This is a genomic window from Paraglaciecola sp. IT1134 (assembly GCF_058068185.1).
The window spans coordinates 3,509,302-3,528,348 of record NZ_CM176486.1 but is presented as its reverse complement, the minus strand read 5'-3'; the positions used below and the strand labels follow the sequence as shown (position 1 = coordinate 3,528,348).

Genomic DNA, 19,047 nt, shown 5'->3' with positions numbered 1-19,047 from the left:
TGTCAAAAAGATTTTTAAGACCAATAGTGGAAGAGCTGGGTAAATTCCCAATAGCCCGCAGTAAATCAATCATATATTCAGACCCATTATCCTGATGGTATTAGTAACCCTAAGGATAGCGTCGTTCTGGGCGGTATTTTGTTTATCTAACATCCGCGTTTGATTAATGACGCATCAGGATAACATTAATTCATTTTCCCCGATATTTGTGACAATACACTTGGTGCATTCCTAAGGTTAAGCCTGGCAAGGGAGGCGCAGTGTTTGTATGTTATGTCTGAAAATTCAGTTTGTATATTTCAATATTCAACTAAAGTTCAATATATTGCTAATTTTTTTTGCACTACCCTGTGGATGCTGTAAAGGTATAAAGATATATAACTTGTTGTTATTCAAATTATCAAATCCAAGGCGAAGAAATCGTGAATAAAATTAATAAAATTAATAAAATTAAGGGTGGCCGCATGTCGACGATTGTTAGCATTGCTTCATTTCTGCTGACACCTATAGCGCATGCAAATATTTCTGACAACACTCAGTTATATGGATATATGGCATGGCGAGTGGAAAAGGTCTGGGACGAGCCTTCCCGGGACGGCCAGGGCAACACTACTTTTGAAGACGCGCCAAGGGAAATTGATACACCGTCTTTTAATATTATGCTGCAAAGTAAGCTACACGATAAGGCAAAGTTTTTTGCAAACCTCAATGGTGGTGGGGGCGAAGAGATAACTGTCAGAAATGTGTGGGGTGAATATAGCATCAATGACTTTCTTAACATCCGATTAGGTAAAATGTATCGTCGATTTGGTTTGTACAATGAACAGCTGGATGCAGTGCCTACCTACATTGGGATTGAACCTCCTGAATTGTTCGACAAAGACCATTTAATTCTTTCCAGAGAGACCCAGGCCATGGTGCATGGGCTGCTTCCTGTCGGAGATGGTGAGATAAGTTATGCGGTTTCCACCGATAATGGTGAGGGGGGTCCTAGCGGGGAAGATAATATTCCGCTTGGTTTTGATCTGCGCTACGATTGGAATTTGGGTGATTATACTGTAGGTGTAAGTGGTTATTCTTCCAACGGAGATACAACATCCGATGTTGGGGTAGGGGAAGGCTCACCACGAACAGGTATATTACCCTGGATGGAAAAAGATGATTTTTCTATTATTGGCATTTACGGTCAGTTTGCCATAGATACCTGGCAATTACAGGGAGCCTACTGGCGAGCATCTCACGATGCGGTGAGAGATTCAGACTCAGTCATTACGGTCATTAATAACGCTAACATACATCAGTACCAACGGGCTCGTTTTATGAATAATTCTGATGGCCCTGTTACGGCAGATAATATCAATACAAATGGAGACTATGACGTCACCACTTGGTATATTCGAGCTGGTTATTCCTTCTATACCGAGTATGGTGAATTAGTGCCCTACGTTCAGTGGGATAGTTATAAAAATCCAGAAACCATATTTAATAAAACTTATGGCGGCGACGCTGAAGCTGGTTTGGCAGATGATGGCCAATTCACCAAGTCCACCTTAGGCGTTATACTTCGTCCAATTCCGCAAGTGGCAGTCAAAGTAGATACAAGTACTCATTTTCAAACTATTAACGGCAAAGATGAGAGTTTTTCCGAAATACGGTTTGACGTTTCCTATATTTTTGGCCAATAGATTATAAGGAGGATAAGTATCATGAAAGTACAAAACTTAATTAAACTAGTTCTTTTAATTACCTCTTTGGCTACATTCAACGCAGCCGCTGAACTTGTCGTTGTTGTTAACGCTGGGAGTAGCACTTCATCAATGACAAAATCGGAACTAGCTCGTTTATTTATGGGGAAATCTGATGCTTTTACGGCTGTCAATCAAGATTCATCGAACAGTATTTATGAGCAATTTTGTAGTGATTATTTGGGTAAGAACCCTGGACAAATAAAAGCATATTGGAGTAAGAGAATGTTTACCGGTGGTGGAACACCTCCGCAAGAATTTGGTTCCGATGCAAAAATTGTTGAATTTGTATCGGCTAATGTCAAGGGTGTAGGGTATATAGACAGTGCCAGCCTAACCGATGGTGTCAAAAAAATAACAGTGAATTGAAGGATGTTTCCTTTCTATTTTAGCTAGGGTAAATATTTTGGGGCAGCCTCGACGTATTCTGGGCTGCCTTTAACATTTTGCCAACAGCAACTTGATAGCAATGCGCACTTTGGATAGCCAAACTAAATTCATTGAGCAGCAACTATTAGCGTCAAGTATCCCTACAAAATGAATACACCTTGCTCACATCGGTGACGGGTATTGCGCAAATACGAAGACACAAATGTTAAATGTTTTACACGCATAAAAACACCTCTTTGTTATCGTTACGTTAACCAAAGAGAAAATGCAGAGACAGGCATGATAAATATTCAAAATACCGACATTGGCCATTATCACCGGCGTACCGGCCCAGCATTCGGCAGCCAAGGGAATAACAGGCTGACTATCGCCGTGATTAAATGTGACAATCAATTTTTAGTACGGGTCGTATTTTTATTCGTTTATCAAACCACATAAAAGCGCTATTCAGCACTATTAATTTCGTAGACATGTTAGGGTGCATTAAGTACTGCCATTTGCTAAAAGCAGGCTGAGTTAAAACTTTATATACTCTTCATCCCAGCAGCTGCTTTTCTGTTGGCTACACTCATTCGCCACTAGCGCCAACCGCGTTGCGCCAACCGCGTTGTGCTTAGTGGTCTAAGCTAATGGGCTCTCATTTATTTGCTGCCGCCATGCAATTCCAATTGATTTTGGGTTTAGAAGGGCAGGGCATGCGCTTCACTTATGGCATCTTTGATTATATATACCTAGTCACTACATCCATATAGTGCCGTTTCCGAAAGGATCCAGTTTTCTCCCGCTTCAGCTGTCGATGCTCGGCGAACATTGAATCGAGAAAAAGCACAGCTGCGCTGTTTAACAAAAATACAAGCGTTACACCCAGCATGTATTCCTTAGCCGACTCTATACTCCGGGGTTTTCTGCATGAATACTTATATTGCGTGTTCTGTGGGGCCGTTATTTTTATGTTGGCTGCCTATGTAATCTTGATAGATCGCTTTGTGGGACTGTTGGGTTCTTTGCGAAATTTTCTGACGGTCAATATTAATAAACTGAGCCCAGCGAAAATTGATGCAAAGGTGGTTGGTTCTGTTACTACCTGAAATACATCTTGTGCGTCATTCCTAAATACGAGCTGTAAATCAAAGGGATTAAGTCCAGAAGGAGGAGGCAGAACTCCTCCGGCCCCAGGAAACCCGACAACATCGCCAACTTCTACTATCGGAGATTGAGAAGGGCTAAATCCCAATTCGTGCGAAAATACTACCTCACCTAAGCCGCTCAAAGAATCAATGTCTATTTCGGTTCCATCCAAGAATGTTACGTCAAAAGCTATAGTAAAAGTTTCTCCTGGCTCCAGGGGATTACCCAATGGAAAGAAAAAACATATTCCCTCATTATCAAAGGTGCTTAATGGGGCTGCATCCTGAAAACCTATGGAAGCGCTAAAAATATCATGCGATGTCAACCCAGTTGAAATATTATAATCAGACGTGATCTGCGTGCTGCGGGTGCTAAATTCATTTTCTCCATCTCCAATAGCAGCAATATGAAAATCAGTAATATCCCCTAATAATACGGAAAGCGGATCATCAGGAGCAGTTGCAGTAATGGTGACTGGAATAGCCCCGGCATTTTCCACAAAACAAAGTAAGATAAAGCTAATTGTTAATTTGAAAATTTTCATTATGTTCTCCTGTTTTCACGCCAGCGAACAAAAACCTTAATCTGAGTACGATAAATATTGGTTATTTGCGCCAACTAATCGATTTATAAAGGCATTTTTTGAGCCAAAAATATTTTTCCTAATGTAATTAATTGCTTGGAATATCATCGTAATCACAGGTTATAAAAGTGTAAAAAATTCCGACAAAATCTCTGATTAATGCCACTCTTTTATTGGAGAATGATCCAATTCAGCAAACCGAATCGCACATTTTTTCTAAGTCATTTCACCCATATTTTGTTAATGTTTAGGGAGGGAACCTGACTTTTGATATAAAATTTCCCACATTGATCTCGTAATGATATAAAAACCTGTGAACTCCTATTGTGTAACATGATCAGATCGGTTTTTATCTTTATCAATCATCGTTATGCGTCTCATTACTCGCTTCGAATTACATGGCCTCCCATAGGTACTCAATTGAATATTTAGAGTCATTTGACAATATTTACATTGAGTATATTGTTGATTTTTTGCTCCCCCACGACCCAGCATCCAAAAAGCTTTTTAAGCAAAACCGAACTCAGCTTAGAATAACTGGCACACACTGTGTGTGCGCTTTACAGGGATGTTGCGTTGCACCGATCGGACAATAAATAGGATGTTTATAACGGATCAGAAAGTTTACTTGGGGAAAGACTTTTTGGTTACTTTATCGTCTTTTGAAAAAGTTACTGGCTGACAATGCGACCTCCATGGAAAAAGGAAAGTAGAATAACGCTGTGAGCACCGGGCTGGCGTTCCACCGGGCTGGCGTTCCACCGGGCTGGCGTTCCAGTTATCGAGATGGTCTGTCATACCCGCCAAGAATGACAGTAAGCGTAGCGCATGTTTTGTGCACGAAGTGCATGCTCTGTGGCCGCAGGCCAGAAAGGTAAATACCCCATCCATTGTCGACAATCAGCCCATTAAAACCTTGAAAAACCATTTTACTGTGCTATATTGTCGACAATATTCGATTGGGCAATCTCATACAAGACATGCAATTTTTCCTCGAACAGCCAGTAACGGCGGCAGATAAAACCTTTTTTCAACTGCGTAAAGACATCGTTGAAGGTCAGATCCCCCCTGGCTCAAAACTGAGTGAAACTGAATTGTCGACAAAATATGCAGTCAGCCGGGCGGTGATCCGCGAAGCGATCAGCCGTTTGGAGTCTTGTCAACTCGTTGAGCGTAAAGCGAATATCGGTGCCCGGGTAGTGGCCTTGACTCCAGAAGGGTTGGTGGAGTTATATCAGGTGCGTGAATCCTTAGAAGGCATGGCGGCGCGTTTGGCAGCCAAAAACATGACAGACGCCGAAATAGCCGATCTGAATGCCTTATTGGCCAGCCACTTTCAAGAAGTCAAAACCGGCGAGTCATATTATCAGGAGGCCGGTGATGTGGACTTTCATTATCGCATTATTATGGGCAGTAAAAATACCCATCTTATTTCCATGTTGATCAACGGGATTTATCATCTGGTGCGTATGTATCGGGTGCAACTGGGTATGTCTGGGCCACGGGTCACCACGGCCTTTGATGAACATAAACATATCGTGCAGGCGATTTCTAATCGTGATCAAGAACTGGCAGAAATGCTGATGCGCCGCCATATTCTGTATTCGAAAAACAACATTGAAAAAAAGCTGCTTGAGACGCACACCCAGACAGCGCAACGAGCATCATAAAATTGGTTTCATAAAACTTTTGTACGCCACCCCAGGGCGGCGCATAGTAACTATTAACCCTTTAAAAGGAGCACCTCTATGAGTGCAGGTCAAAAATTTCGTCAGGCCTTAGTCGCTAATCAACCTTTGCAAATCGTGGGCACCATTAATGCCTATTCGGCCATGATGGCCAAAAAAATCGGGCATCAGGCGATTTATTTATCTGGTGGTGGGGTGGCCAATGCCTCTTATGGTTTACCTGATTTAGGCATGACTTCATTAAATGATGTGCTGGTAGATGTGCAGCGCATTACCTCGGCTTGTGATCTGCCGTTACTGGTAGACATAGACACCGGCTGGGGCGGTGCCTTTAACATCGCTAAAACCGTTCGGGATATGGAAAAAGCCGGGGCCGCTGCGGTGCATATGGAAGATCAGGTGGCACAAAAGCGCTGTGGCCATCGGCCCAATAAAGAGATCGTACCGGTAGAAGAGATGGTCGATCGGATCAAAGCGGCGGTAGATGCCCGCACCGATCCAGATTTTTTCATCATGGCGCGTACCGATTCTTTCGCTCAGGAAGGCTTAGATGCCGCCATTGCCAGGGCTAAAGCCTATGTGGAAGCCGGCGCCGATGGCATTTTTGCCGAAGCGATTAAAACTGAAAAACATTACCGAGCCTTCGCACAAGCCTTAAAAGTACCCATTTTGGCCAATATTACCGAGTTCGGCCAAACTGAATTATGGAACAAAAACGTGTTGGGCGAGTGGGGCGCCGCTATGGTGCTCTACCCGTTAAGTGCCTTTAGGGCCATGAACAAAGCTGCCGAAAATGTGTATACCGCTATTTTAGAACAGGGCGACCAAAAATCTGTGCTCGAGAGCATGCAAACCCGCATGGAACTTTATGATTACCTGGGCTATCACGACTATGAACAAAAGCTCGATAGCCTGTTTGCCCAGGGTAAAAACAAATAACTAATTGATTAAGCCACTGCTAGCAATGGCCAATACACTTTATATAAACATCGAATTGAAAATATTAGGAGCAGATTATGGTAGATAAAAAATTATCAGGGGCCGGTTTACGTGGTCAAAGCGCGGGTGAAACCGCCCTGTGTACAGTCGGTCAGTCCGGATCAGGCTTAACGTATCGCGGCTATGATATAGCGGATTTAGCCGAGAATACCACCTTCGAAGAAGTGGCCTATTTACTGTTTAATGGCGAATTACCGAATCAAAGCCAACTGGCCAGTTACAAAACCGAGCTTAAGACCCAGCGGGATTTACCCCAAGCCCTCAAAGAAGTATTACAACGCATCCCTAAAGATACTCATCCCATGGATGTAATGCGCACCGGCTGTTCGTTTTTAGGCAATCTTGAGCCAGAAATGGATTTCTCTGAACAACACCAGGCGGCCAATCGTTTGTTGGCGGCGTTTCCTGCCATCATGTGTTACTGGTACAAATTTAGCCATGACGGGGTAGAAATTGACTGCACCACAGATGAAGAATCACTTGGTGGCCACTTTTTAGCGTTATTACACGGTAAAACTCCCTCTGAGCAGCACCGCAAGGTTATGGATGTCTCGCTGATCTTGTACGCCGAACATGAGTTTAATGCCTCTACCTTTACTGCTCGGGTGTGTGCCTCAACCCTGTCAGATATGTATTCCTGCATTACCGGTGCTATTGGTACCTTGCGGGGGCCATTACATGGCGGCGCCAATGAAGCGGCCATGGATATGATCGAGAAGTTCAGCTCACCAGCAGATGCTAAAGAAAAAATGGCCGGCATGTTAGCCCGTAAAGAAAAGATCATGGGCTTTGGTCATGCCATTTACCGTGAATCGGATCCACGTAATGTGATCATCAAAACCTGGTCTGAAAAACTGGCCAAAGAAAATGGCGATACGTCGTTATATGATATTTCCGTGGCTTGTGAAGAATTTATGTGGGACAGCAAAAAACTGTTCTGTAACGCGGATTTTTTCCACGCTTCGACTTATCACTATATGGGCATTCCCACTAAGTTATTTACCCCCATTTTTGTGTGCTCACGCTTAACTGGCTGGGCAGCCCATGTAATGGAGCAGCGTAGCAATAACCGTATTATCCGCCCCAGTGCGGATTATGTGGGCCCAGAGCCACGTAAAGTGACCGCCATCAGCCAACGCTAAGTACCAAGCCTGCGGCGCTATACCATACGCCGCAGGCGAGTTTGTGCTTGTTTCGTTAGTTTGCTAAAAGGACCAGTTTATGAACAGCAATTACCGCAAATCGTTACCGGGCAGTGACCTGGATTATTTTGATACCCGTGAGGCAATTAATGCTATCGCCCCGGGTGCCTATGAAAAATTGCCTTACACCTTAAGAGTGTTTGCCGAAAACTTGGTGCGCCGTTGTGATCCGGCGGTGTTGACTGATTCTCTTAAGCAGTTTATCGAGCGCAAGCGCGATCTGGATTTCCCCTGGTATCCGGCACGAGTAGTGTGTCACGACATTCTTGGGCAAACCGCCCTGGTCGACCTGGCCGGCCTGCGTGATGCGATCGCCGCCCAAGGTGGTGACCCGTCAAAAGTAAACCCTGTGGTGCCCACCCAATTGGTGGTGGATCATTCATTGGCCGTAGAAGCCCCGGGTTCTGATAAAGATGCCTTTGCTAAAAACCGAGCCATAGAAGACAGGCGCAACGAAGATCGATTTCATTTTATCCAGTGGACCAAAACTTCATTTAAAAATGTGGATGTGATCCCCTCTGGCAACGGTATATTGCATCAAATTAACCTGGAGCGTATGTCGCCCGTGGTGCAAGTACGTGACGGCGTAGCGTTTCCGGATACTCTGGTGGGCACCGACAGCCACACGCCAATGGTCGATGCCTTGGGCGTGATCGCCATTGGTGTTGGTGGGCTGGAAGCAGAAAGCGTGATGCTGGGCCGGGCCTCGTATATGCGGTTGCCAGATATTATCGGCGTAGAATTAACCGGTCGCCCCCAGGAGGGTATTACCGCCACTGATGTGGTGCTGGCGTTAACCGAGTTTTTACGGGCGCAAAAAGTGGTGTCGTCTTATCTGGAGTTTTACGGAGAAGGCACCCAACACCTTACCCTGGGTGATCGCGCCACCATCTCCAACATGACCCCAGAGTACGGCGCCACCGCCGCGATGTTTTATATCGACCGTCAAACTATTGATTATTTGACCCTTACCGGCCGTGAAGATGAGCAAGTTAAGTTGGTTGAAAGCTACGCCAAACAAACCGGCCTGTGGGCAGATACCCTGCAAGACGCCGAATACGAACGGGTGCTGAGCTTCGATTTGTCGTCAGTGGGGCGTAATATTGCCGGGCCGTCTAACCCTCATAGCCGGGTACCTACCTCGGAGCTGGCCCAACGCGGGATCAGTGGCATAGTCGAAAACGAAATCGGCAAAATGCCCGATGGTGCGGTGATCATCGCCGCTATCACCAGCTGTACCAATACCAGTAACCCGCGCAACATGATTGCCGCGGGTTTGATTGCCCGCAATGCCAACAAACTCGGCTTGACCCGCAAAAAATGGGTGAAAAGCTCCCTAGCCCCGGGCTCCAAGGCGGTGCAACTGTATTTAGAAGAAGCTAATTTATTGCCTGAGCTGGAAAAGCTCGGTTTTGGGGTGGTAGGTTTTGCCTGTACATCCTGTAACGGTATGAGCGGCGCCCTGGATCCGGTTATCGAACAAGAAATTAAATCCCGGGATCTTTATGCCACCGCGGTATTGTCCGGCAACCGTAACTTCGATGGGCGTATTCACCCCCATGCTAATCAAGCATTTTTGGCTTCACCACCTTTGGTGGTGGCTTATGCCATTGCCGGCACCATACGTTTTGATATTGAACGGGATGTGCTGGGATTAGATAAAAACGCTGAGCCGATAAGGTTAAAAGATATTTGGCCAACCGATGCAGAAATTGATGCAGTGGTTAAAGCCAGTGTTAAACCTGAGCAGTTTCGTAAAGTGTATAAACCCATGTTTGATTTAAAAGTTGAATACGGTGAGCACATTAACCCCCAATACGACTGGCGGCCACAAAGTACCTATATTCGCTGCCCTCCCTATTGGGAAGGTGCCTTGGCCGGTGAACGCGCCATGACAGGTTTGCGACCACTGGCGGTGCTGGGGGATAACATCACCACTGACCATCTGTCACCCTCTAACGCCATTCAACTCGATAGCGCGGCCGGGGCTTATTTGCACAAAATGGGTTTGCCGGAAGAAGATTTTAATTCTTACGCCACCCACAGGGGTGATCATCTTACGGCCCAGCGCGCCACCTTTGCCAACCCGAAACTGTTTAATGAAATGGTTCAGGAAGTGGGCCCTGATGGGCAGTCTAAGGTGAAGCAGGGCTCTCTAACCCGCTTGGAGCCACAAGGTAAAGTGATGCGTATGTGGGAAGCCATTGAAACCTATATGCAGCGCAAACAGCCGCTGATCATCATAGCCGGGGCCGATTACGGCCAGGGTTCGTCACGGGACTGGGCGGCCAAAGGTGTACGTTTAGCCGGCGTTGAAGTCATAGTCGCCGAAGGTTTCGAGCGTATTCACCGCACGAATCTGGTGGGCATGGGGGTATTACCCCTTGAATTTATAGACGGTGAAAATCGCCATACCTACCATATAGATGGCAGCGAAACCTATGATGTATTGGGTGAACGTACCCCCGGAGCTAAAATGACCCTAGTGATCACCCGTAAAAATGGCGAGCAGGTTAAAGTACCGGTTAAATGCCGCATCGATACCCAAGAAGAGCTGTCGATTTATGAAGCCGGTGGTGTATTGCAGCGTTTTGCCCAGGATTTTCTTGAATCAAACGTGGCTTAACGTACCCGACTGTCGTTTGTAATCCGCCGTTTTGCGCATTACAAACGATAGTATCAATTTCAATTGAGTAGGAGCAGCAAATGGCCCACCCAGCACAAATTAAAATTCCCGCTACTTATATGCGTGGTGGTACCAGTAAAGGGGTGTTTTTTAACCTCAGTGATTTGCCCGAGCGGGCCCAGGTACCCGGCCCGGCCCGAGATGCCTTATTGTTAAGAGTGATCGGCAGCCCGGATCCCTACGGTAAACAAACCGACGGCATAGGCGGGGCCACCTCAAGCACCAGTAAGTGCGTTATTTTAGCTAAAAGCACCCAGCCGGATCACGATGTAGACTACCTGTTTGGCCAGATGGCCATAGACAAGGCCTTTGTGGATTGGAGCGGTAATTGCGGTAACTTGACCGCGGCCGTGGGCTCCTTTGCCATCAGTAATGGTCTGGTGGCAGCCAGCCGTATACCGCAAAATGGTATGGCCGTAGTGCGTATCTGGCAAAAAAATATTCAAAAAACCATTATTGCCCATGTGCCCATGACTAACGGTGAAGTACAAGAAACCGGTGATTTTGAACTGGATGGGGTAACCTTTCCCGCCGCCGAAGTGTTAGTGGAATTTATGCACCCGGCGGATGCAGCCGAGGGGGCGGGCAGCAGTGCTATGTTCCCCACCGGTAACCTTATTGATGAGTTGCGCTCCCCTGAGCTTGAAGCTATTGGTTTAATGGGCTTAAAGGCGAGCATGATCAACGCAGGCATACCGACTATTTTTGTTAACGCCCAAGACATAGGTTACACAGGTACTGAACTGCAAGATGGGATCAATAGCGACCCTGAAGCTCTGGCCAAATTTGAAGTGATCCGCGCCCAGGGCGCGGTACAGATGGGTTTGGTCGAGAACATTAGTCAGGCAGATAGTCGCCAGCATACCCCTAAAGTGGCCTTTGTGGCGCCGCCTCAGGCGTATGTATCGTCCAGCGGTAAACAAGTAATGCTTGACGACATCGATGTGCTGGTACGCGCCATGTCTATGGGCAAGTTACATCACGCCATGATGGGCACGGCTGCCGTCGCTATAGGCACAGCCGCTGCTATTCCCGGCACCCTAGTCAACCTGGCCGCAGGCGGCGGGGAGCGAAGTGAGATACGTTTTGGTCACCCGTCGGGCACATTGCGGGTCGGCGCTGCCGCCGAACAAATCGATGGCCAGTGGACAGTGATAAAAGCGTCAATGAGCCGCAGCGCCCGAGTACTAATGGAAGGATGGGTAAGAGTGCCGGGGGATAGTTTTTAATCGGATTAACGACCCCGCCTGGTATGCGTGGATGGCGGCCATCGCATGGCGGCCAACGTTTGGCTGGGTCGCCTTTTTTTTAAATCAGTTACTAATGTTGTCAGGCCATGGCCTGTCAGCAGTTCGTGACGTTTCATCGTGGAAGCCCTTTGTAAATCAATGATCACCCCCAGAACGTTCGCTTTTTGGCGCGCCACTTTAGCCTTGTGTCTAGGCTCTTTTATGGTGTTTGCCAACCTCTATGTGACCCAACCGCTGTTGCCGATGATCAGTGGGCATTTTCAGGTCTCTGCGTTGCAAGCCAGCGCCAGCTTTACCATTACCACCTTTACCCTAGGAGTATCGTTATTACTTTATGGGCCACTATCTGACGCCATTGGCCGCAAAGGTATCATGCTGCTTAGCATGGTTGGCATTACCCTGACCACCGCGTGTCTAGCGGGTATTAACAATTATCATGGTTTATTGGTTTTACGGGCGTTACAAGGTTTTTTTCTTGCAGGGTTGCCGGCCATAGCCGTGGCTTACATGAGCGACGAATTTAACGCCGATGCCTTGATGATTGCCGTTGGTGTATACATCAGCGGTAATTCGTTGGGTGGCATAGGCGGCAGGTTATTAGGAGGTTTTTTAGGTGAGCGGGTTGGCCTGGAAAACACCTTCGCCGTTATGGCGGTTTTTAGTTTGGTGTTAACCGCGGTGTTTGCCTGGTTGTTGCCTGCATCGCAAAATTTTGCCCCTAAACGGCTGCGGCCGAGACCTATGTTAGGACAATTGGCCAGCCACCTAGCCAATAAAGATCTATTGCTTAGTTATGGTATTGGCGGCTTAAGCTTCTTTATTTTTGTTAATCAGTACAGCTATATCACCTTTGTGCTTGAGGCTAGCCCTTATAATTTGACCGCCAAATTCATCGGCATGCTGTTTTTAACTTATTTGTCAGGCACTTATGCCTCGGCCGTATCCGGTAAATTAGGCAAACGCTGGTCCCAACCCCGTTGCATGATGGCAGGCACAGTGATCCTCATGGTCGGCTCGGCTGTGACCTTATTGCCCTCGTTATATGCCATTATCCTGGGTTTGCTGATCAACAGCTTCGGATTTTTCCTCACCCATGCCACGGCCAGTAGCTGGGTAAGCATCAAGGCTAAAGGTGGCAAGGCCAGCGCCTCGTCTTTGTATTTAACGTTTTACTATATTGGCGCCAGTACCGGTGGTATTTACCTTGACCCATTTTGGCGACAAGCACAGTGGCAAGGCGTGGTGCTTGGATCCTGGTTAATGTTGCTGGTTATTTTGTTGCTTGGATTTGTTTTGCAGCGTAACGCTCGCGTGCTCGAGCAGGGGGGCTGCTGATGCTAAACAAACCAATATATCTCAATAACTTATGCCTTTGATCTGCTACTGTACGCAATTTACGGTTTATTGGCCGACTGGGTTATTCAGAGGACATCGATGCAAATAGAAACACTAGCAAGCTCTTCGGCATTTAGCTTGCAGCGATTTAGGCTGATGTTGTTGGTGGGTGCGGGGTTAATGATGAGTTTTATCGTTGCCGATCTAACGGTTATCCCCGAAGCGGTGCATCAGGTCTATTTTATCTCTCGATTAGGCATGCAATTGCCAATATTAAGCGTGTTTTTTGCCCTGACATATTTGCCATATTATGCCAGGTCTCACCATCTTGCATTTAGGGCAATCGCATTAAAAATGGCTTGACACAGATCCCCTAATTTGATCTATTACTTCGCTTTACGCGACGTAATATGACCAAATACAAGCCCACACTTATCGAACATTTCAAAGACATCGAAGATCCTCGTCTTCTAAGAAAACAATTACATAAATTAGATGATATCTTTTTTATTACCCTATGTGCCGTTATCTGTGGCTGTGATGGCTGGGTTGCCATTGAAAAATTTGCCAACATTAAACGCACGTGGTTTGAACAATATTTATCCCTAGAAAATGGTATTCCGTCTCATGATACTTTGGGGCGTATTTTTTCCTTAATTGATCCTGAGCAATTTCAAACCTGTTTTTCTAGCTGGATCAAAGAGATAGTAAAAAATGTCACGGGGGATGTGATCGCTATTGACGGTAAATGCCTTCGACGCTCTCATGATAAGTCATCTAATAAATCAGCTATTTATATGGTTAGCGCATGGTCACATGATAATCAGCTGGCACTTGGACAAGTGAAAGTTGATGAAAAATCGAATGAAATAACCGCCTTACCTTCCCTACTCAAAAACTTAGACATCACAGGCAGTATCATCACAACCGATGCATTAAACACACAAAAGAAATCGGCTGAACTGATCGTGAGTAAAGGCGCTGATTATTTAACCGCACTGAAAGGAAATCAAAGCACCCTACATGATGATGTGATTTTATTCTTTGAAAATACCCCTAAAAGTTATGAGGGCATGTTAAATACTTATAAGAGTATTGATTCAGGGCATGGCCGTATTGAAGAAAGAACAGTGACTTCCTGCAACCGAATTGACTGGCTTACTGAGCATCATACTCACCCACACCTTGCCAGTATTGTTAGCGTTAAATCAAGAAGGTTTCTTGCGAACGAATGGTCAGAAGAAACGCGATACTTTATTAGTAGCGTTAAGCATAACGATGCAGAGAAATTTGCTCACTATGTACGTGCTCATTGGGGGGTAGAGAATAATCTTCACTGGAGATTAGATATGGCATTTGACGAGGATCATTGTCGAATTCGTCAAGGATATGCAGATCAAAACATGGCAATATTACGCCACATATCTTTGAATTTATTAACGTCAGATAAGGATAATAAGGTAGGTATTAAAATTAAGCGGCAAATGGCAGGTTGGGATAATGATTACTTGCTGAAACTGCTACAAATATTTTAATGCGATTGCCCTGATCTTGCATTGTGTCTAAGCTTACTTGGGGTGAGCTACGCCAACTATTGGTTAATTGCCCAGTGCTGGCAAATAGCCGGGTTTTCGTTTCCCTATGAAGGAAACTTGCTGTACGGGCTGTTTGGCATGTTTATATTGCGCTTATATTATAAGTATTCGGTTATCTTTGTATTGTTATCCTTGTTAGGGTTTGGCGCCTTGGTTTTCTGTTATCCGGTTTACGGCCAATTTGGTGTGGTTAATTTGGGCTTTTTATCCTTTGGTTTAGGCATAAGCCTCATAGGAGTGAAACAAATTGAGACAGTATTTGGAAAGTTTAAACAGGTCAACGAGCAGTTACTGCATTTAAGCCAAATTGACCAGTTAACGGGTTTGTATAATCGTGGCGCTTTTGAACAAAACTTCGATCGCATGCTGTCGATAGCCACCCGTACCCACTCGAGCATCAGTGTATTTGTGGTGGATTTAGATAATTTCAAAGACTTTAACGATGGCTTTGGGCACCTGCGCGGCGATGAAATTATTCAGCTGCAAGCAACAATTTTACGCGAGGTCTTTAACCGTGATACGGATATAGTCGCGCGTTTCGGTGGTGAAGAATTCGTGGTGATTTCATTGGGTAACAACCCGGCAGAATGTGAGGTATTAGCGGATCGTATTCTACAGGGGTGGCGTCAACACAAAATCGAACATGGTAAAGGTAGCGGCCAGCGTTATGTTAGTTGCTCTATCGGACTAATAAACGCATCGGTGAATAAAGACACCGACAAAAAACAATTATTCAATCTGGCTGACAATGCGTTATACGCCGCGAAAAACTCTGGCAGAGCAAGGTTTATGACCGCAACCGAGATGATTGACGATTAATCCTCAAACATGGATATTAACATCCTAATCACCCTACCTATTGTTTGCCCCTGGCGCCTATCGGGTGCTCGCTCAAGCATAAAGCTTGTAGTTTGCCCACAATGCCTGGCATTTAACAGCCGTCAGTGTGGAGCAAAAAACACCGCCTTGGCATTGCAATTACTACCAATCCTCGGAAATTTTTACTTATATCAGAGCTGATATTCCCCCATTATTTCGTTGGTTCGGTTAAGCGCCGTTTCCCTGAGTAACCCTGTTGACGTGGGTTTCGAGCTTATTTTTTTGGGTTGGAATAGCCCTTGCTTCGAGCTGTCGAGGTAAATTTCAGTTTGTCCTGCCTGGCGCGCAACTAAGCGCCATTACATGAACTTAGGGCAACGCAACAGGAGCAAAGGTCAATTGACACAACTTAATGGTAGATCGGAAAATCAACACGAGATAGCGCATAAAGCTCTTAGCGCGCCGTTAACGCTGGGTAACCTTACCCTGACTAATCGTATTTTTATGGCCCCTCTGACCCGCTCGCGTTCGGCCCAGCCGGGCAATGTACAAACCCCTTTGCATGCTTTGTATTACTCTCAGCGGGCATCTGCGGGTTTGATTATTTCAGAAGCCACCCAAATTAGTCAGGAAGGGCAAGGGTATGCCTGGACACCAGGCATTCATAGTGATGAACAAGTTGAAAGCTGGCGTTTGGTGACTGAGGCCGTGCACAACGGGGGCGGGCGCATTTTTTGCCAGCTATGGCATGTAGGTGCGATTTCCCACCAGGTGTTTCAGCCCGACAATGGCCGGCCCGTATCCTCCAGTGAGTTTCAGCCAAAAGGTGAAGCCTTTGTGGGAGACCTTCACCCCGATGGGCCGACTATTCCCCATCCCAAGGCCCGGGCACTGACTTTAGGTGACATACAAAGGCTGAAAAACGATTATCGCCACGCTGCCCAATGTGCCAAATCTGCCGGATTTGATGGGGTGGAAATACATGCGGCAAACGGTTATCTGATCGATCAATTTATTCGTTCGTCAGTTAACAAGCGTGATGATCAATACGGTGGTTCACTGGAAAACAGGCTACGGTTGTTAACCGAAATCATCGATGTGGTTAGCGAAGTGATACCCAAATCAAATATTGGGGTGCGTTTATCGCCTACAGGTGGTCCGGGTGGTAGTTATGATGATGATCCCCAGTCAACTTACGTGGCCGCAGCCGAAGCGGTTTCGGCCCAAGGCGTTACCTATCTACATGTTGTCAGACCAAACAATCATACTGGCGACGGCTCTGGGGTGGAACAAGGCAACGAGTTATTGAAAAAAATGCGAGAAGCCTTTGAGGGAATATTTATTGCCAATGGCGAATTTGATGCCACAGAGGGGGAAAAATGGCTAAACAATGATGATGCTGATGCCATCGCGTTTGGGCGGCCATTTCTAGCCAACCCAGACCTACCTGCGCGTATTGCTCAAGACGGCCCTTACAATGAGCCTGATGAAAAGACCTTTTATGGTGGCGGCAGTGAAGGTTACGTGGATTATGAATCCCTAACGCATCGCAACAGCGCATTATAGTATTGGTAGACTAAAACAAACTCCAGGCGCCCATGGTTCTCCCATGGGCGCAGTATTAACCTTTTAGATAAACTTGATTAGTCAAACGAGGCAATATGTCACAGATATCAGCTTATGCAGCAAAATCGGATGATGGCCATATGCAGCCACATACTATCAACCGTCGAGAGCCTGGCCCGGAAGATGTGCAAATCGAGATCAAATTTTGTGGCGTTTGCCACAGTGATCTGCACACCGTTAAAAACGATTGGGGTGGATCTTCTTATCCACTGGTACCTGGCCATGAAATTATTGGTGAAATCAGTGCTATAGGTGACAACGTTAAAAACTTTGCCGTGGGTGATACTGTCGGTGTGGGTTGTATGGTGGATTCCTGTCAACGCTGCGCAGCCTGCGACGACCACCTGGAACAGCATTGTCTTAACGGCACGGTGATGACCTACAACAGCAAGATAGACGGGCCAGAGGAAGAGAGCATTACCCAAGGTGGTTATTCAAAACGTATCGTAGTGCAAGAGCATTTTGTGCTGCGTATTCCTAAAAATTTGGATCCCGCTGCCTCGGCGCCATTATTGTGTGCCGGGATCACCACCTATTCACCGCTGCATCAGTATGGTGTAAAAAAAGGTATGACAGTAGGGGTGATTGGCTTGGGTGGCTTGGGCCACATGGGCATCAAGTTTGCTTCCGCCATGGGCGCCCATACGGTGATGCTCACCACTTCTGAGGGTAAATCAGAGGATGCCAAAAAACTTGGGGCAGACGAAGTGCTGGTGACCACAGATAAAGAGGCCATGAAAAAATGGCGCGGCAAATTTGATTTTCTACTCAATACCATTCCCGTGGGTCATGACGTGAACCCCTATATGAAGTTACTGAAATACAACAGCACCATGTGTTTAGTGGGTGCCATAGAGCCATTGGAAAGCACGAACGGCGCCATCATAATTGGTGGCCGCAAAGCCTTAGCCGGCTCCTTTATTGGGGGCATTAAAGAAACCCAGGAAATGCTCGATTTTTGCGGTAAACATGATGTGGTCTCTGAAATCGAAAAGATCGATATGCAAGGTATCAACGAGGCTTTTAAACGCATGAAAGACAATGACGTGCGCTATCGCTTTGTGATTGATATGCAAAGCCTTTGATTGCATGCCCGTAATGATAGGCGAAAGGAGGCGTATGGCAATTTAAGCATGCTCTCTTAAGTTGCTAAACGAATGCCCTAGCTCTGTATGTAGACATTTAGTTACCCCTACAACCGCCATTTTATGACAGGGGTAACTGTTATGCGGCTTAACGTTGGCCGCATATTAATGGGTTGGCATTAAAAATATCTCACGCACGTTATTGCGTGGCTGAGCTTGTATGGCAAATAGTACCGCTTCGGCTACGTCACATGGGTCTAACTTGTCGGGTTTGGCCTCGTCAAAAAACGCCGTATTAACCATGCCTGGGGCAATGGTGGTGCAGCGGCCGTTCCATTGGGCCATTTCTTCGGCCAGATTCTGACCAAAGCCGTAGGCAAACCATTTGGTGGCGCCATAAATCGAACCTTTAATCGCCGTGCGTCCCGCCGCTGAGCTGGTTAAAATAAAATGCCCCTGGGTTTCCCGCAGGTGGGGCAGGGTTACTTTGGCCGTCCATAACAAGGCTTTGATATTCACATCCACCATTTTTGACCACTCATCGGGATCACCTTTTTCGGTGCCTGAGGTAGACACCCCTGTGCCCGCATTAGCAAAGGCCACATCCAACCTGCCGAATTTATCGATGCCCGCTTTCACTACTTTTTCTAAGGCATCAAATTGGGTAGCATCGGCGGCAACTGCCAGGGCGTTATCCTCCCCCAGGCTTGCCACTAGGTTATCCAATTTCTCTTGTCTGCGGGCGGTCAGTACCACCTTGTGTCCGTTTTTGACCAAAGTCTTGGCCGTTGCTTCACCGATACCACTGGATGCACCTGTGATTAACACAATTTTTTGCTGGTTCATGTCTTGCTCCTTTTACTGTCATAAAATATTGATACGTTTAGGGTAGTGGCTGGGTTCATAAATACCAATG

Annotated in this window: 16 protein-coding genes; 14 read left to right on the top strand and 2 right to left on the bottom strand. The window is 46.3% G+C overall.

Translation table 11 applies throughout. From position 1 onward, the window contains the following. Positions 1-422 precede the first annotated feature (422 nt). The 3 genes from AC3RV5_RS15370 (at position 423) to AC3RV5_RS15360 (ending at position 2,573) form a co-directional block, all read left to right on the top strand. The gene (locus tag AC3RV5_RS15370; RefSeq protein WP_489728487.1) at positions 423-1,685 is read left to right on the top strand and encodes a hypothetical protein; all 1,263 of its coding nucleotides are present in this window, start codon (positions 423-425) and stop codon (positions 1,683-1,685) included. 21 nt (positions 1,686-1,706) lie between these two features. Then, positions 1,707-2,114 carry a phosphate ABC transporter substrate-binding protein gene (locus AC3RV5_RS15365; RefSeq protein WP_489728486.1) on the top strand — a complete coding sequence of 136 codons (408 nt, stop codon included), beginning with the start codon at positions 1,707-1,709 and terminating at the stop codon, positions 2,112-2,114. Positions 2,115-2,414: 300 nt separating this feature from the next. Further along, positions 2,415-2,573, top strand: a complete 159-nt coding sequence (locus tag AC3RV5_RS15360; RefSeq protein WP_489728485.1) for a hypothetical protein — start codon at positions 2,415-2,417, stop codon at positions 2,571-2,573. A 523-nt stretch (positions 2,574-3,096) separates the two neighbouring features. Here the strand turns inward: AC3RV5_RS15360 and AC3RV5_RS15355 are convergent. Then, positions 3,097-3,807, bottom strand: coding sequence for a hypothetical protein (locus AC3RV5_RS15355; RefSeq protein WP_489728484.1), 711 nt, complete (start codon positions 3,805-3,807; stop codon positions 3,097-3,099). Between the two features lie 1,019 nt (positions 3,808-4,826). Here AC3RV5_RS15355 and AC3RV5_RS15350 point away from each other — a divergent pair. From AC3RV5_RS15350 to AC3RV5_RS15300, 11 genes are all read left to right on the top strand, one after another. Next, a complete protein-coding gene (locus AC3RV5_RS15350; protein ID WP_489728483.1) occupies positions 4,827-5,516 on the top strand; it encodes a GntR family transcriptional regulator in 690 nt (229 codons plus the stop codon). Between the two features lie 78 nt (positions 5,517-5,594). After that, on the top strand, positions 5,595-6,473 hold the full coding sequence (gene prpB, locus AC3RV5_RS15345; protein ID WP_489728482.1) for a methylisocitrate lyase: 879 nt from the start codon (positions 5,595-5,597) through the stop codon (positions 6,471-6,473). Positions 6,474-6,550: 77 nt separating this feature from the next. Next, positions 6,551-7,675, top strand: coding sequence for a bifunctional 2-methylcitrate synthase/citrate synthase (gene prpC, locus AC3RV5_RS15340; protein WP_489728481.1), 1,125 nt, complete (start codon positions 6,551-6,553; stop codon positions 7,673-7,675). A gap of 79 nt (positions 7,676-7,754) precedes the next feature. Continuing rightward, the gene (gene acnD / locus AC3RV5_RS15335) at positions 7,755-10,361 is read left to right on the top strand and encodes a Fe/S-dependent 2-methylisocitrate dehydratase AcnD (RefSeq protein WP_489728480.1); all 2,607 of its coding nucleotides are present in this window, start codon (positions 7,755-7,757) and stop codon (positions 10,359-10,361) included. Positions 10,362-10,441: 80 nt separating this feature from the next. Continuing rightward, positions 10,442-11,650: a 2-methylaconitate cis-trans isomerase PrpF gene (gene prpF / locus AC3RV5_RS15330; RefSeq protein WP_489728479.1), complete on the top strand. Its 1,209-nt coding sequence runs from the start codon at positions 10,442-10,444 to the stop codon at positions 11,648-11,650. 159 nt (positions 11,651-11,809) lie between these two features. Then, entirely contained in the window at positions 11,810-13,006 is a 1,197-nt protein-coding gene (locus AC3RV5_RS15325) for an MFS transporter (RefSeq protein ID WP_489728478.1), read from the top strand. A 99-nt stretch (positions 13,007-13,105) separates the two neighbouring features. After that, complete coding sequence (locus AC3RV5_RS15320; RefSeq protein ID WP_489728477.1) at positions 13,106-13,369, top strand: hypothetical protein; 264 nt, start codon at positions 13,106-13,108, stop codon at positions 13,367-13,369. A 47-nt stretch (positions 13,370-13,416) separates the two neighbouring features. After that, the gene (locus AC3RV5_RS15315; RefSeq protein WP_489728476.1) at positions 13,417-14,541 is read left to right on the top strand and encodes an ISAs1 family transposase; all 1,125 of its coding nucleotides are present in this window, start codon (positions 13,417-13,419) and stop codon (positions 14,539-14,541) included. 21 nt (positions 14,542-14,562) lie between these two features. After that, the gene (locus AC3RV5_RS15310; protein WP_489728475.1) at positions 14,563-15,420 is read left to right on the top strand and encodes a GGDEF domain-containing protein; all 858 of its coding nucleotides are present in this window, start codon (positions 14,563-14,565) and stop codon (positions 15,418-15,420) included. Between the two features lie 504 nt (positions 15,421-15,924). After that, a complete protein-coding gene (locus AC3RV5_RS15305) occupies positions 15,925-16,986 on the top strand; it encodes an alkene reductase (RefSeq protein WP_489732175.1) in 1,062 nt (353 codons plus the stop codon). 95 nt (positions 16,987-17,081) lie between these two features. Continuing rightward, positions 17,082-18,131, top strand: coding sequence for an NAD(P)-dependent alcohol dehydrogenase (locus AC3RV5_RS15300; RefSeq protein WP_489728474.1), 1,050 nt, complete (start codon positions 17,082-17,084; stop codon positions 18,129-18,131). Positions 18,132-18,296: 165 nt separating this feature from the next. On the opposite strand, the gene AC3RV5_RS15295 is transcribed toward AC3RV5_RS15300, so the two are convergent. After that, positions 18,297-18,977, bottom strand: coding sequence for an SDR family oxidoreductase (locus AC3RV5_RS15295; protein ID WP_489728473.1), 681 nt, complete (start codon positions 18,975-18,977; stop codon positions 18,297-18,299). Between the last annotated feature and the right edge of the window lie 70 nt (positions 18,978-19,047).

Bases quoted from the DNA above. Each gene is read 5' to 3' on its own strand.
- AC3RV5_RS15355 (WP_489728484.1), bottom strand. From the start codon at position 3,807: ATGAAAATTTTCAAATTAACAATTAGCTTTATCTTACTTTGTTTTGTG.
- AC3RV5_RS15365 (WP_489728486.1), top strand. From the start codon at position 1,707: ATGAAAGTACAAAACTTAATTAAACTAGTTCTTTTAATTACCTCTTTG.
- AC3RV5_RS15305 (WP_489732175.1), top strand. From the start codon at position 15,925: ATGGCCCCTCTGACCCGCTCGCGTTCGGCCCAGCCGGGCAATGTACAA.
- AC3RV5_RS15325 (WP_489728478.1), top strand. From the start codon at position 11,810: ATGATCACCCCCAGAACGTTCGCTTTTTGGCGCGCCACTTTAGCCTTG.
- AC3RV5_RS15350 (WP_489728483.1), top strand. From the start codon at position 4,827: ATGCAATTTTTCCTCGAACAGCCAGTAACGGCGGCAGATAAAACCTTT.
- AC3RV5_RS15315 (WP_489728476.1), top strand. From the start codon at position 13,417: ATGACCAAATACAAGCCCACACTTATCGAACATTTCAAAGACATCGAA.
- acnD (WP_489728480.1), top strand. From the start codon at position 7,755: ATGAACAGCAATTACCGCAAATCGTTACCGGGCAGTGACCTGGATTAT.
- prpB (WP_489728482.1), top strand. From the start codon at position 5,595: ATGAGTGCAGGTCAAAAATTTCGTCAGGCCTTAGTCGCTAATCAACCT.
- prpC (WP_489728481.1), top strand. From the start codon at position 6,551: ATGGTAGATAAAAAATTATCAGGGGCCGGTTTACGTGGTCAAAGCGCG.
- AC3RV5_RS15295 (WP_489728473.1), bottom strand. From the start codon at position 18,977: ATGAACCAGCAAAAAATTGTGTTAATCACAGGTGCATCCAGTGGTATC.
- AC3RV5_RS15360 (WP_489728485.1), top strand. From the start codon at position 2,415: ATGATAAATATTCAAAATACCGACATTGGCCATTATCACCGGCGTACC.
- AC3RV5_RS15300 (WP_489728474.1), top strand. From the start codon at position 17,082: ATGTCACAGATATCAGCTTATGCAGCAAAATCGGATGATGGCCATATG.
- prpF (WP_489728479.1), top strand. From the start codon at position 10,442: ATGGCCCACCCAGCACAAATTAAAATTCCCGCTACTTATATGCGTGGT.
- AC3RV5_RS15320 (WP_489728477.1), top strand. From the start codon at position 13,106: ATGCAAATAGAAACACTAGCAAGCTCTTCGGCATTTAGCTTGCAGCGA.